Below are 12,560 nucleotides of genomic sequence, written 5' to 3'. Positions count from 1 at the left end.
TTGTTTACTAAAGAAAATCGCAACGTATCTCGGCAAAAGCGCCATCTGCGTGTTCGTGCCAAGGTTAACGGAACCGCTGAGCGTCCTAGGTTGAATGTGTTTCGTTCCAATAAACACATTTATGCACAAGTCATTGACGATGTACAGGGTGTTACCCTTTGCAGTGCGTCGTCTCTTGATAAAGAGTTGCGTGATGAATTGAGTAATGGTGGCAACGTGGATGCTGCGAAGAAAATAGGCGAATTGGTAGCGAAGCGAGCTCTAGCAAAAGGTATCCGTTCAGTAGTGTTCGATCGCGGAGGTTATCTTTATCATGGGCGTGTTCAGGCTCTAGCTGACGCTGCACGTGAAGCAGGGTTGGAATTCTAAAGGGAGGTAGGTGTAAGAATGCGGATTAATCCAAATGGCCTGGAGTTAACAGAACGCGTTGTTGCTGTAAATCGTGTGGCCAAAGTTGTTAAAGGTGGTCGTCGTTTTTCTTTCTCGGCACTCGTAGTTGTTGGAGATGGCAATGGCTATGTAGGGGCTGGATTAGGTAAGGCGCAAGAAGTGCCGGACGCGATTCGTAAAGGCGTAGAGGATGCGAAGAAAAATCTGATTCACGTTCCGATGAAAAATACTTCAATACCTCATGAGGCCTTGGGGCATTTTGGCGCAGGACGTGTACTGATTAAACCAGCCCCCGAAGGAAGCGGTGTAATCGCAGGTGGACCTGCACGTGCGGTATTGGAGTTGGCTGGAATTAAAGATATTGTGACAAAGTCTCTGGGTTCGAATAACCCGATTAACATGGTACATGCCACTTTGAACGCATTGTCGCAATTAAAACGGGCTGATGAAGTCGCTCGCTTACGCGGCAAAAGTGTTGAAGAGATTTTAGGCTAAGGAGGGTGCTGTATGGCAAACATGCTGTCGATTCGACTTGTCCGCAGTGTTATCGGAAGACCGGAAGCACAGCGGCAGGTGGTTGAAGCGCTTGGTTTACGCAAGTTGAACCAGACCGTTTTGCATGCGGATACTCCGACGATACGCGGTATGATTAATAAAATTCCGCACTTGTTAGAAGTACAGGAAACGGTTCTGTCGGATTCTGAGAAATAAGGAGGTGTCATACTGTGCAAATTCACGAACTAAAAGGTAACCCAGGATCTCGAAAAGCCCCAAAACGTGTAGGACGTGGAACGAGTTCTGGTCATGGTAAAACTTCTACTCGTGGGCATAAAGGCCAATGGGCAAGATCTGGCGGTGGTGTTCGTCCGGGGTTTGAAGGTGGACAGAATCCATTGTTTAAACGTCTTCCTAAACGGGGATTTTCTAATGAGCCATTTAAAAAAGTATATGCTGTTGTCAATCTTGAGAGTCTAAACCAGTTTTCTGAAGGTACAGTTGTCACACCTGAATTGCTCTTAGAAACACGTTTGGCGAGAAAGCTACTTGATGGCATTAAGATTCTCGGCGAAGGTGAATTGAATGTTAAATTGACCGTACAAGCACATGCCTTCTCTGCATCCGCTAAGGAAAAGATTGAGTCGGCTGGCGGCACGGTCGAGGTGATTTAAGATGGGAACGACCATCGCGAATTTGTGGCGACTGAAACATCTTCGCAATCGGATACTGTTTACCCTGTTCGTGCTGGCAGTTTATCGAATTGGATCTTACATTCCAATTCCAGGGATTAATCTCAATGCGCTGACGTCAGGGCAAAACAATGCTTTGTTCAATTTACTGAACATGTTTTCCGGTGGTGCGTTTTATCGATTCTCCATATTCGCGATGAGCGTTACCCCGTATATTACGGCGTCCATTATTGTTCAGCTTCTGCAATCAGGTGTAGTAGCCCGTTTTGAAGAGTGGCAGAAAGAAGGGGAATCTGGTCGGCAAAAACTGACTCAGGTAACTCGATATTTAACGGTAGTATTTGGTCTATTACAGGCTGGAGGACTAACGTTTACGTTTGCTCATAGTGGACTGCTCACCACCCATCAATGGTGGGGATATATCACCATTGTGATTGTACTGACAGCTGGTGATATTCTCTTAATGTGGTTTGGTGAGATGATAACAGAAAAGGGTGTTGGAAACGGTATATCGATTCTCATCTTTGTTGGTATCATCTCTCAGTTTGGCCAATTTGGTCAGGAAGTTTACTCCAAATGGTTTGTTGGTCAAAATCAGCATCTTTTTTTAAGTTTTCTACGAGTGGCTATACTGCTGATTGGGACCATCATTCTTTTTGCTGTAATCGTCTATGTTCAGCAGGCTGAACGAAGAATTCCAGTTCAATACGCAAAACGAGTTGTGGGTAGAACGGTTTACAGTGGTCAGCAAACGCATATTCCCTTAAAGGTTAATGCTGCTGGCGTAATTCCTGTAATTTTTGCAGTATCACTCTTAATTTTGCCTTACACAATTGCAACCTATTTTCAAGGTCGGGCTTGGTCGACTTTTATTTTACGCTATCTATACCCTTCATCCTGGTGGTTTATCGGCCTTGAAGTGCTGTTGATTATTGCGTTTACTTTCTTTTATACGCATGTGCAGATCAACCCACAACAATTGGCTGAACAGTTGCAGAAACATGCGGGATATATTCCTGGTGTTCGCCCCGGAGCTGAAACTGAAGCGTATATCGTATCAGTCGTGAATCGCATAACTGTGTTTGGTTCGCTTTTCTTAGGAGTGATTTCGGTTCTGCCCTTTGTGTTATTGGAAGGAATGAATCTTCAATCCTTCTCCATTACGGGAACGTCCTTGCTCATTATCGTTGGTGTGTCTTTGCAGACACTTCAGCAACTGGAAGGTCAATTGTTGCAACGTAACTATCGTGGCTTTATTCGCCAATAGAAAGAGGGGAAGATCAAAATGCAAATCATGTTGCTTGGATTGCCAGGGGCTGGCAAGGGTACACAGGCTGCCAAAATTCAAGAGCGTTATGGGATTCCCCATATTTCCACTGGCGATATGTTTCGGGCTGCGATAGCTGCAGGCACACCACTGGGGCTTGAAGTTCAAGACTATCTTAATAGTGGAAAATTGGTTCCTGATGAGCTAACCATCCGTGTTGTTCGAGATCGTTTAGAACAGCCAGATGCTAAAGATGGTTTTCTATTGGACGGATTTCCTCGTACTTTGCAACAAGCTGACGCGTTGCAAAAACTTCTGTCAGAATTAGAAAGAAATCTGAATGCGGTGCTGTACTTGCATGTCCCGCAAAACATCTTAATGGATCGACTGACAGGTAGGCGCATCTGTCGACAATGCGGCGCAACATATCACTTGGTAATGAATCCGCCTAAGGTGGAAGGTACCTGTGACGTTTGTGGCGGCGAACTTTATCAGCGAGCTGACGATACGCCTGAAGCAGTAAAGACACGTTTAGAACAATATGCTCAGACTGCGCCGCTCGTTGATTACTATCAATCTCAGGGTGTGCTGTATACTTTTGACGGCCTGCTTACGATTGATCATCTATTTGAGCAGATTGTGAATACCTTAGATAAGCTGCGAAAGTAGGGAACATCGCGTGGGTCATACTCGTGATTTGCCAGAACTCGCCAGCATCGTAGAGCTCTTGCGCGGTCGAGACAGTAAAAAACTTGCCGTTGTGATTGGCCATGACGGTGATCGTTTTGTGTGGGTCGCTGATGGGGATTTGCGCAAGGTTGAAAAACCTAAACGCAAAAACATCCTGCATATTCGTACTCTTGGATCGTACGCAGAGAGAACCAGGCAAACGCTTCAAGAAGGGAAGCAGGTCTCCAACGCCATGTTGCGATATGATTTACGCCGCTATTCAGAAGCAGGACAGGAGGAGAATGAAGTCCATGGCTAAGGATGATGTGATTGAAGTAGAAGGCAAGGTTATCGAGCCCCTACCCAATGCAATGTTTCGTGTTGAGTTAGAGAATGGTCACAAGATACTTGCCCATGTCTCTGGTAAAATACGCATGCATTATATTAAAATTCTTCCTGGCGATCGCGTTACTGTTGAATTATCGCCATATGATTTAAGTCGTGGTAGAATTACCTATCGTTACAAATAATGAAGTCTGGCTTGTAAAGTGATTTTACGTTATCATTTGGCGAGTGAGTTATGACACAGTTTCATAGAAACTGATGATAGAGCTTGCGAAACGAGGAGGGGAATTCCATGAAGGTGCGTCCGTCGGTGAAACCGATTTGCGAAAAATGCAAGGTCATCCGCCGCAAGGGCAACGTCATGGTGATTTGTGAAAACCCGAAACACAAACAGCGTCAGGGTTGATTTAGCTTCAATTTTGTATCAACCTTAGCTCTGCTTGATTCATGGATAGCAGCGCGGCTGCCCGATTACGGGGCTGTTTCCATGTTTTCAATATAGATTTTCTCATTGAATCTTGGAGGTGGACGATTGGCATGGCCCGTATTGCAGGTGTTGACTTGCCGCGCGATAAGCGCGTTGAAATTGGCCTGACTTATATTTATGGTATTGGCCGGACAACCTCAAACAAAATTTTGCAGGCTACCGGCATTGATCCTAACCGTCGAGTGAAAGATTTGACGGAGGACGAAGTCGTACAACTGCGTGATTATATTGACAAGAACATTAAAGTTGAAGGCGATCTTCGTCGCGAAATTGCTCTAAACATCAAACGTTTAGTTGAAATTGGATGTTATCGCGGCTATCGTCATCGCCGCGGATTGCCTGTGCGCGGTCAGCGTACAAAGACAAATGCACGTACGCGCAAAGGTCCACGTCGTACCGTTGCAGGTAAGAAGAAGTAAGGAGGAGTGTGACAAATGGCGAAGGTCAAGCAACAACGTAAAGGCGGGCCGGCGCCGCGCACCCGGCGCCGTGACAGAAAAAATGTCGAGGTGGGTGTCGCGCACGTCCGCTCCACATTCAATAACACAATTGTATCCATCACCGATCTTGCAGGTAATGTAATTTCTTGGTCGAGTGCTGGCAATGTTGGATTTAAGGGCTCGCGTAAAAGCACACCTTTTGCTGCCCAGATGGCGGCTGAGGCAGCTGCGCGCACAGCAATGGAACATGGCATGAAGCAAGTGGAAGTTTCTGTAAAAGGTCCTGGCGCTGGTCGTGAAGCAGCCATTCGTTCACTTCAAGCTGCTGGTCTAGAGGTAAGTGGTATTCGCGACGTTACGCCAATTCCGCATAATGGTTGCCGTCCACCCAAACGTCGCCGCGTGTAATTTAGAACAAGTCTTACGAAGAACGTATTATGATAGACAGTTATTAAAAAATTATGCATGAATTTGTATAAGCAATTATGGAGGTGTCAAGACTAGAATGGCAAGATACACCGGTCCAGTTTGTCGTCTTTGCCGCCGTGAGGGTATTAAGCTCTACTTGAAAGGTGAGCGGTGTTACAGCGAGAAATGCGGTGTCGACAAGCGCCCGTTTCCGCCTGGACAACACGGTCAGGGACGTAAAAAGTCGTCAGAGTATGGTATGCAATTGCGTGAAAAGCAAAAGGCAAGACGTTTTTATGGTGTTATGGAAAAGCAGTTTGAACGCTATTTTGAAGAAGCAGCACGTCATAGTGGCGTCACAGGTGAGAATTTGCTCGCCATCTTAGAGAGCCGCCTGGACAATGTTGTCCATCGCATTGGGTTGGGGGCTTCTCGTGCTGAAGCTCGCCAAATTGTTCGACATGGACATATTTTGGTAAATGGTCGGCGCGTAGACATACCATCCTATTTGCTTCGTCCTGGAGATGTTGTCGCTGTTGCAGAAAAGAGTGCGGGTCTTACCCGTATTAAGGAACTGCTTGAAGCTGCAGCCAGCAAAACCATTCCACAGTGGTTGGAATTTGACGCCGAGAAGGCGCAAGCAAAAGTTTTGCGCAAGCCTGTGCGTGATGAAATTGACACACCGGTTGCTGAACAGATGATCGTTGAACATTACTCGAGATAATTAAGTTGATTGGACGGTCAATCTGCAGCGTCGAAGAGGAGGGTATCGGATGATCGAAATGGAGAAGCCCAGCATTCAGACGGTCGAACACAGCCCGACGTATGGCAAGTTTGTCGTAGAGCCGCTTGAGCGGGGTTATGGAACGACACTGGGGAATTCACTGCGTCGCATTCTGCTCTCCTCTATCCCGGGCGCGGCGGTGCGCTCGGTGAAAATAGAGGGAGTTTTGCATGAATTCTCCACAGTGCCTGGTGTGGTTGAGGATACGACCGAAATCATTCTGAATCTGAAGCGCCTCTCGTTAAAGATTCACTCCGACGAGGAAAAATTATTAGTCATCGACGCGAATGAACCGGGCCCTGTGACAGCAGGAGACATTCGAGCAGATTCGGACGTGGATATCATCGATCCTGAAATGCACATTGCCACTTTAACTGAAGGTGGAAGAATTTATGCTGAATTACGTGCAGGACGGGGACGTGGTTACCATCCAGCCAATCGCAACAAGATGGATGAGCAAGAGATAGGAGTCATCCCTATTGACTCTTTGTACTCTCCCATCACTCGGGTGAACTTTACCGTTGAAAATACACGGGTTGGACAAATCACAGACTATGACAAGCTAACGCTGGAAGTGTGGACGGACGGGTCAGTGCAACCGGATGAAGCTGTTTCAATTGCTTCTCGTATTTTGGTTGAGCATCTTTCTCTGTTCACAGGTTTGTCTGATTCGGGGCGCGGTCACGAGCTTGCAGTTGAAAAAGAAGAGAGCACAAATGAGCGAGTCATGGATATGCCCATTGAAGAGCTTGATTTGTCGGTGCGTTCTTATAATTGCCTCAAACGAGCTGGTATCAATACGGTAGCGGAACTTTGTGCGCGTTCAGAAGATGAGATGATGAAAGTACGTAATTTGGGTCGCAAGTCATTAGAAGAGGTTATAGAAAAGCTAGAAGCTCTTGGCTTGCATTTGCGTCAAGAAGATTGATCGATTGCAGGTAGATGATGTTTTAACAAATTCATTAGACGAGATCGACAATATAAGATGTGCAGTACTTGTTTTCATTAAACTCGCTGAGTGAAGGAGGGTTTAAGGTGCCATACCGTAAATTAGGGAGAACGTCTTCGGCTCGTAAAGCGCTCTTTCGTTCTCTGGTCACCGATTTGTTCTTGTATGAGCGGATTCAAACAACTGAAGCAAAAGCCAAAGAGTTACGATCGATTGCTGAAAAATTAATTACGCTGGCAAAACGTGGCGACTTGCATGCACGCCGTCAGGTTGCGGCTTATGTTCGTCGAGAGTTTCTGAATGAGACAGCAGATCAGGACGCTATTCAAAAGTTGTTTTCTGAATTGGCTCCACGCTTTGCTGATCGCAATGGTGGCTATACCCGCATAACGAAAATTGGCCCAAGACGTGGCGACGCTGCGCCAATGGTTTTGCTGGAATTAGTTCGATAAAATGTTGTCCGGGACAGATAGGATGAATCAGTCAGTTGGTTAACTGTTGCCTATTTGTTTCGGACAAGACTTTTTTCTTGAGATGATACTTGTCCCCGCTTGGGGACAATGATTTTTTAGGTGTGACTGTATGCGAGTGAAACTACTGATTGCCTATGATGGAACGAATTTTCATGGATTTGCACGACAGAATAACTTGCGTACTGTACAGGGTGAGTTGGAAGCCTGTTTATCCAGGGTGACTGCAGCACCTGTACTTATCCACGGTTCCGGGAGAACTGATGCAGGTGTTCATGCTCGTGAACAAGTCGTTCATTGGGATCAGGAGCATGGTCCACCAGTTGAAAAATATCCGTACGTATTGCGGCGCATTTTACCGCCCGATCTGATTGCCATTCATGCAGAAGAAGCTACAGATCAGTTTCACTCAAGATTTTCTGCTGTAGGCAAAACCTATCGATATACCTTTCAAACTGCTCCAGTTGCAGATATTTTTACCCATCGTTTTACATGTCATTCACCAGGTCGTCTAGATTTGCAAAAAATGCGTGAGGCGGCTTGCCATTTGGTAGGTACGCACGATTTTACCAGTTTTTGTGCGGCTTCTACTCTAGTAGAAGATAAGATACGAACGATTTTTGATATCAGTGTGAAGGAATCTGGATCATACGTGTCACTTTATGTAACTGGAAATGGATTTTTACAAAATATGGTTCGTATCATTGCGGGGACTCTTCTTATGGTTGGGCAAGGTAAATTTACAGAACAACAAGTTATAAAGTCTATTCAAGCATGTGACAGAAGGACTGCTGGATGGACTGCACCGCCGTCTGGTTTGGCACTTTGGCAGGTTTATTATGAAGAATCGAATTTATGGCTTGCAGTTAAGCAAGGTTTTGAGTAAACTGAGGATTAGTGCATTCTGCCCACTTTAAGCCCCGTTAAAGTGGTTGATTAGCATGAACCGTTTTCGGGAGGGACTCATATGCGAACGACGTACATGGCGAAACCGAACGCTGTGGAACGTAAATGGTTGTTAATAGATGCAACCGGCTGGCGGGTAGGCCGCTTGGCCACAGAAATAGCAAAGCTATTACGCGGCAAACATAAACCTGAGTTTACGCCGCATGTGGATACTGGTGACTTTGTTGTAGTAACAAATGTTGAAAAAGTAGTATTCACAGGTCGTAAGTTACAAAAGAAATTATATCGCCGCCACTCCGGCTATCCTGGTGGACTCAAGGAAGTGCGTGCGGTCGATTTGTTAAAGAAACATCCTGAGCGAGTTCTGTATTTTGCAGTTCGTGGTATGTTGCCACATACATCGCTGGGAAGACAGCAACTGACTAAATTGCGTCTTTACGTGGGTCCGGAGCATCCGCATGCCGCTCAGAAACCGGAACCATATCAACTGACGAAGTGATAAGGAGGGGACTATAGGTGGCTCAATTACAATATTGGGGAACCGGACGTCGTAAGCACTCCGTCGCTCGCGTTCGGTTGATGCCTGGTGATGGTGAGATTCGTATTAATAATCGGGAAATGGACGATTATTTTGGACTAGAAACCTTAAAGCTGATTGTTAAGCAACCCCTGATGCTCACAGATACGCTTGGACGCTATAACGTGATTGCTAACGTTTATGGTGGAGGCATTTCAGGTCAGGCTGGTGCTATTCGTCATGGTATCGCTCGTGCTCTCTTGAGAGTAGATCCAGAATTGCGTCCTGTTCTCAAAAAAGCGGGTATGTTAACTCGTGACGCACGTATGAAGGAACGTAAGAAGTATGGTTTGAAGGCTGCACGCCGTGCACCTCAATTTTCAAAGCGCTAATCGTAAACATAATTTTTCCAACAATAGAGAGCCAGAGGCTCTCTTTTTCAGGCTGTCGAGAAAGTCTCGACAGCCATTCTGTGCGCCCGGCATGGGCGCTATCTATACGGTGAAAGTCCGGAATGGTGAAGGTAGCAGTAGCCATTAGCTTAAGTCAAGGGTGTCCTCCGTAAGGTGGAATCTGAAGGAAGGCGGCGGCAAACCTTCGGCCCGAGGGTCACGAACTTCAATTGAGGCTAGCAACAGTTGGGTGAGTCTGCAGAACAAGACAAAGCCCTTGCTACCGAAGGCTGTTGAAAGTAAATGGAGCGGGTATATGAAGGGAAAGACAGTGCTCTTACCCGGGGAGGTCTGCCGGCACGCCAGCAAGGCTGGTAACCATCGTCGCAAGGCGATGCTGAACGGCAGAAGTCAGCAGAGGTCATAGTACCTGCAAAGAGACGTCTAAGCAGGGAAGGACCGAACATGATAGTGAGGGTTGTTTATGGCAAGTTCGAGAGAGAAGCACAGACAGCCGAAAATCCCGACAGGGAGCTATCCTCAGGAAGAAGTGGTGAATCCACGGGGGACTGAGGAAGTGCCGAGTTTCTCTCCGGCACGACCCAATGAACCAGCCCGCGAGGAAAGTTGTATTGACCTGATGGAACAGGTAGTAGAGCGCGAAAACGTGCTCGGGGCCTTGCGCCGGGTAGAGGAGAACAAGGGTAAGCCCGGCGTAGACGGGATGGAAGTCACAGAACTTCGCCCGTTCTTAGTGCAACAATGGGCTAACATCCGAAGCGAACTCCTACAGGGTACCTACCAACCGACGCCTGTCCGCCGAGTCGAAATCCCGAAACCAGACGGTGGTGTTCGTTTGCTAGGAGTGCCCACGGTGCTCGACCGCCTGATTCAGCAGGCCCTTCAACAAGTACTAACACCCATCTTTGACCCGGAATTTTCACCACATAGCTACGGATTCCGAGCCGGATATAGTCAGCACAATGCAGTACAGCAAGCGCAAAACTATATCGCGCAGGGATACCGTTGGGTAGTAGACGTTGACTTAGCGCAATTCTTTGATCGAGTGAATCATGACATGTTGATGGCACGAATCGCCCGGAAGGTCAAGGACAAGCGAGTCCTCAAGCTCATCAGAAAGTACCTACAGGCAGGCGTTATGACTGGCGGTGTATGTGTGGTCTCCGAAGAGGGGGTTCCACAGGGAGGTCCGTTGAGTCCGTTACTCTCCAACATTATGTTGGATGACCTAGACGGAGAACTGATGAAACGAGGCCACCGATTCGTCAGATATGCTGATGACTGTAACGTCTACGTTCGAAGTAAACGAGCTGGAGAACGAGTCATGGAGAGTGTTACCCAATTTGTAGAAGGACGACTAAAGCTCAAGGTAAACAGGGAGAAAAGTGCCGTTGACAGGCCGTGGAAACGCAAGTTCCTTGGATTTTCCTTCACCCACCACCGACAACCCAAGGTTCGAGTATCTTCAAAATCCCTTAAACGCTTCAAGGACAAAGTCCGAATCACAACGAAGCGTAGCCGGGGTCAATCCATGGCAGAACGTCTCGATATACTCAACAAGTATCTGCACGGATGGAGTGGATATGACCGAAGGGCAGAGACGAGAAGTGTGTTTGTGGAACTGGATGAATGGATACGCCGGAGGCTTCGGATGTGCTTACTAAAACAGTGGAAGCAACCTAAAACGAAGCGCAAGAAACTGGTTTCTCTCGGCATCCCCGAGGAATGGGCTAGAAATATTAGCGGTTCTCGCAAGGGATACTGGCGTCTGGCATTGACTCCGCAAATGAACAAAGCCCTTGGCCTCGCCTTGTCCCGCTCTTCGTAGATTTTCGTGACGGCCTTTTTCTTCAATTTACGCAGTTATGGATGATTCTTCCTGGTATTGCTCCGGATGCGCACATTGATGTAGTGCTTTCATGAGCACCGGGATTTGACGATAGCCTTTCACGGTACGGAATTTGCTCTCTGCTTCAAGGAACCCCGCCGCCGCCCAACGCAGCACCTGTTCACCGTTTTGCCAACGCTTTACGTTCCTGCTAGCCATGCGCACCTTCTCGTTCGCTGATTCGATTGCGTTGGTTGAGCGTAGAGTCGTCCGCAACAGCTCCGGCACTCCGAGCCGGATGACCGTTACGGTCTCTTCCATGCCCTCTCGCAGACTTGCCGCAGCACCGGGGTACTCCTCTTCTCGAGGTGGCCAGCCAATCGCCTCAGTGACGCCAGTGCATCCTGTTCGTTGCCATGGCTCCAAGCCTCACGCAGCTTCCTCTTTACCCAATCCCGGTGCTTTTCCGGCAGGTGCTCCAGAACATTGAGCTCCTTGTGTACCTGGCAGCGTTGGACAATCGCCGTGTCACCTAGAACGTCTCGCACCGCCGCCCGCAGTGCCTTGCTTCCGTCAATTACGACCAGAATTCCGTCGTCGGTCTTCAGGCCACGTTCCACTAGGTCGGATAGGAGTGCCTTGCACACAGCGGCGTTCTCGGTGGCTCCGTGCCATACCCCAAGCATCTGCTTCTTGCCCTCTGCGTCAATACCCAGGGCCGCTACCACGGTGTGCTCTGCCATCACGATGCCGTCGATGATGAGGGCCACGTATCTACGACTGTCCAAGCGCCTTTGCATCAACTCAGCCAGCAGCTTCTTCGTGGCTACAATGAACCGACGGCTGACAGAGCTCTTACTCGTACCAGAGGACTCCAATTCCTCTCCGACCGGCTCCAGACCGTACGCGTAGTTGCGGGTGGACAGTCCATGGAGCATCCGCTCCAACGCAGCTTGCGTCAACAGCTCCGGATCTTGCAGGGCCTGATACGTCTCGAGTGGAATCTCCCGGCCATCCACGCTGCGTACTCGCACCTTCTCCACAGCCACCTTGCGACCGCCGAGGATGACGAAACCTTTCTCTTTTCCATGCCGTACGGCCTTGCGCTCCGGATTGTGCTTTCCCTTGGGACCGACGAGCGCATCCACTTCCTCCTGCATCATGGCCTGGATGACTCGCAAGCCGGTTTGTACCGCTAGTGTCAAGAGCAATTGAAAATTCCCCAAAAACATCAATCGAAAACTCCCCAGTTTCATCAACTAAGCGTCCGTAGATAGATTCGCTGGCGGGATCAATTGATCACCGTTTGAAGAGTCTATCTTGAAGAATCCAGCTTTCTTTTTTTCCCGTATCCGATAACTCTCACCCTTAATATTTACGGTACTGGAGTGATGCAAAAGACGGTCGAGAATTGCGGTTGCTAGCACGGTGTCACCAAAAATTTCTCCCCAAGCCCCATATGACTTGTTAGAGGTGAGAATAATCGCTCCCTTCTCATAA

At 47.9% G+C, this 12,560-nt stretch carries 19 protein-coding genes and 1 pseudogene; 18 read left to right on the top strand and 2 right to left on the bottom strand.

Features of this window, described 5'->3' with window-relative positions:
• The 18 genes from rplR (at position 1) to ltrA (ending at position 11,060) form a co-directional block, all read left to right on the top strand.
• Positions 1-369 carry a 50S ribosomal protein L18 gene (rplR, locus tag BUA75_RS12210; RefSeq protein WP_072874879.1) on the top strand — a complete coding sequence of 123 codons (369 nt, stop codon included), beginning with the start codon at positions 1-3 and terminating at the stop codon, positions 367-369.
• An 18-nt stretch (positions 370-387) separates the two neighbouring features.
• On the top strand, positions 388-885 hold the full coding sequence (rpsE, locus tag BUA75_RS12205) for a 30S ribosomal protein S5 (RefSeq protein WP_072874878.1): 498 nt from the start codon (positions 388-390) through the stop codon (positions 883-885).
• A 12-nt stretch (positions 886-897) separates the two neighbouring features.
• Positions 898-1,101 (top strand): 50S ribosomal protein L30, encoded by a 204-nt coding sequence (gene rpmD, locus BUA75_RS12200; RefSeq protein ID WP_072874877.1) that lies wholly within the window; start codon positions 898-900, stop codon positions 1,099-1,101.
• Between the two features lie 14 nt (positions 1,102-1,115).
• Positions 1,116-1,559: a 50S ribosomal protein L15 gene (gene rplO / locus BUA75_RS12195; protein WP_072874876.1), complete on the top strand. Its 444-nt coding sequence runs from the start codon at positions 1,116-1,118 to the stop codon at positions 1,557-1,559.
• A 1-nt stretch (position 1,560) separates the two neighbouring features.
• A complete protein-coding gene (gene secY / locus BUA75_RS12190) occupies positions 1,561-2,844 on the top strand; it encodes a preprotein translocase subunit SecY (protein WP_072874875.1) in 1,284 nt (427 codons plus the stop codon).
• An 18-nt stretch (positions 2,845-2,862) separates the two neighbouring features.
• On the top strand, positions 2,863-3,513 hold the full coding sequence (locus tag BUA75_RS12185; RefSeq protein WP_072874874.1) for an adenylate kinase: 651 nt from the start codon (positions 2,863-2,865) through the stop codon (positions 3,511-3,513).
• A 10-nt stretch (positions 3,514-3,523) separates the two neighbouring features.
• The gene (locus tag BUA75_RS12180) at positions 3,524-3,832 is read left to right on the top strand and encodes a KOW domain-containing RNA-binding protein (protein ID WP_083574327.1); all 309 of its coding nucleotides are present in this window, start codon (positions 3,524-3,526) and stop codon (positions 3,830-3,832) included.
• Positions 3,825-4,043, top strand: coding sequence for a translation initiation factor IF-1 (gene infA, locus BUA75_RS12175; RefSeq protein ID WP_021296639.1), 219 nt, complete (start codon positions 3,825-3,827; stop codon positions 4,041-4,043). Before BUA75_RS12180 ends, infA begins: the two co-directional genes overlap by 8 nt.
• Before the next feature lie 107 nt (positions 4,044-4,150).
• Positions 4,151-4,264 carry a 50S ribosomal protein L36 gene (gene rpmJ, locus BUA75_RS12170; RefSeq protein WP_021296640.1) on the top strand — a complete coding sequence of 38 codons (114 nt, stop codon included), beginning with the start codon at positions 4,151-4,153 and terminating at the stop codon, positions 4,262-4,264.
• A gap of 131 nt (positions 4,265-4,395) precedes the next feature.
• A complete protein-coding gene (gene rpsM / locus BUA75_RS12165) occupies positions 4,396-4,764 on the top strand; it encodes a 30S ribosomal protein S13 (protein WP_072874873.1) in 369 nt (122 codons plus the stop codon).
• Positions 4,765-4,779: 15 nt separating this feature from the next.
• Entirely contained in the window at positions 4,780-5,193 is a 414-nt protein-coding gene (gene rpsK / locus BUA75_RS12160; RefSeq protein ID WP_072874872.1) for a 30S ribosomal protein S11, read from the top strand.
• A gap of 97 nt (positions 5,194-5,290) precedes the next feature.
• Positions 5,291-5,917, top strand: coding sequence for a 30S ribosomal protein S4 (gene rpsD / locus BUA75_RS12155; RefSeq protein ID WP_072874871.1), 627 nt, complete (start codon positions 5,291-5,293; stop codon positions 5,915-5,917).
• 49 nt (positions 5,918-5,966) lie between these two features.
• Positions 5,967-6,905, top strand: a complete 939-nt coding sequence (locus BUA75_RS12150) for a DNA-directed RNA polymerase subunit alpha (RefSeq protein ID WP_072874870.1) — start codon at positions 5,967-5,969, stop codon at positions 6,903-6,905.
• Between the two features lie 107 nt (positions 6,906-7,012).
• Positions 7,013-7,378 (top strand): 50S ribosomal protein L17, encoded by a 366-nt coding sequence (rplQ, locus tag BUA75_RS12145; RefSeq protein WP_072874869.1) that lies wholly within the window; start codon positions 7,013-7,015, stop codon positions 7,376-7,378.
• 130 nt (positions 7,379-7,508) lie between these two features.
• Positions 7,509-8,282, top strand: a complete 774-nt coding sequence (gene truA / locus BUA75_RS12140) for a tRNA pseudouridine(38-40) synthase TruA (RefSeq protein ID WP_072874868.1) — start codon at positions 7,509-7,511, stop codon at positions 8,280-8,282.
• A gap of 81 nt (positions 8,283-8,363) precedes the next feature.
• Positions 8,364-8,801: a 50S ribosomal protein L13 gene (rplM, locus tag BUA75_RS12135; RefSeq protein WP_072874867.1), complete on the top strand. Its 438-nt coding sequence runs from the start codon at positions 8,364-8,366 to the stop codon at positions 8,799-8,801.
• Positions 8,802-8,818: 17 nt separating this feature from the next.
• Positions 8,819-9,211: a 30S ribosomal protein S9 gene (gene rpsI, locus BUA75_RS12130; protein WP_072874866.1), complete on the top strand. Its 393-nt coding sequence runs from the start codon at positions 8,819-8,821 to the stop codon at positions 9,209-9,211.
• A 640-nt stretch (positions 9,212-9,851) separates the two neighbouring features.
• A complete protein-coding gene (gene ltrA / locus BUA75_RS12120) occupies positions 9,852-11,060 on the top strand; it encodes a group II intron reverse transcriptase/maturase (RefSeq protein ID WP_242650322.1) in 1,209 nt (402 codons plus the stop codon).
• A 27-nt stretch (positions 11,061-11,087) separates the two neighbouring features.
• Here the strand turns inward: ltrA and BUA75_RS12115 are convergent.
• Together BUA75_RS12115 and BUA75_RS12110 are read right to left on the bottom strand one after the other, a co-directional pair.
• A pseudogene (locus BUA75_RS12115) lies at positions 11,088-12,223 on the bottom strand (IS256 family transposase).
• 96 nt (positions 12,224-12,319) lie between these two features.
• Positions 12,320-12,560: ATP-binding protein (locus BUA75_RS12110; protein ID WP_165612013.1), on the bottom strand; the 241-nt coding region annotated here is incomplete at its 5' end.

It is taken from the genome of Alicyclobacillus tolerans (assembly GCF_900142255.1).
GTDB lineage: Bacteria > Bacillota > Bacilli > Alicyclobacillales > Alicyclobacillaceae > Alicyclobacillus_I > Alicyclobacillus_I tolerans.
This window is presented reverse-complemented; position numbering and strand designations above follow the sequence as displayed.

What these genes read in the sequence shown, in the direction of transcription:
- rpsK (WP_072874872.1), top strand. Translation starts at nt 4,780, where the DNA reads ATGGCGAAGGTCAAGCAACAACGTAAAGGCGGGCCGGCGCCGCGCACC.
- secY (WP_072874875.1), top strand. Translation starts at nt 1,561, where the DNA reads ATGGGAACGACCATCGCGAATTTGTGGCGACTGAAACATCTTCGCAAT.
- rpsD (WP_072874871.1), top strand. Translation starts at nt 5,291, where the DNA reads ATGGCAAGATACACCGGTCCAGTTTGTCGTCTTTGCCGCCGTGAGGGT.
- rpsE (WP_072874878.1), top strand. Translation starts at nt 388, where the DNA reads ATGCGGATTAATCCAAATGGCCTGGAGTTAACAGAACGCGTTGTTGCT.
- BUA75_RS12150 (WP_072874870.1), top strand. Translation starts at nt 5,967, where the DNA reads ATGATCGAAATGGAGAAGCCCAGCATTCAGACGGTCGAACACAGCCCG.
- infA (WP_021296639.1), top strand. Translation starts at nt 3,825, where the DNA reads ATGGCTAAGGATGATGTGATTGAAGTAGAAGGCAAGGTTATCGAGCCC.
- rpsM (WP_072874873.1), top strand. Translation starts at nt 4,396, where the DNA reads ATGGCCCGTATTGCAGGTGTTGACTTGCCGCGCGATAAGCGCGTTGAA.
- rpmD (WP_072874877.1), top strand. Translation starts at nt 898, where the DNA reads ATGGCAAACATGCTGTCGATTCGACTTGTCCGCAGTGTTATCGGAAGA.
- truA (WP_072874868.1), top strand. Translation starts at nt 7,509, where the DNA reads ATGCGAGTGAAACTACTGATTGCCTATGATGGAACGAATTTTCATGGA.
- rplM (WP_072874867.1), top strand. Translation starts at nt 8,364, where the DNA reads ATGCGAACGACGTACATGGCGAAACCGAACGCTGTGGAACGTAAATGG.
- BUA75_RS12185 (WP_072874874.1), top strand. Translation starts at nt 2,863, where the DNA reads ATGCAAATCATGTTGCTTGGATTGCCAGGGGCTGGCAAGGGTACACAG.
- ltrA (WP_242650322.1), top strand. Translation starts at nt 9,852, where the DNA reads ATGGAACAGGTAGTAGAGCGCGAAAACGTGCTCGGGGCCTTGCGCCGG.
- rpmJ (WP_021296640.1), top strand. Translation starts at nt 4,151, where the DNA reads ATGAAGGTGCGTCCGTCGGTGAAACCGATTTGCGAAAAATGCAAGGTC.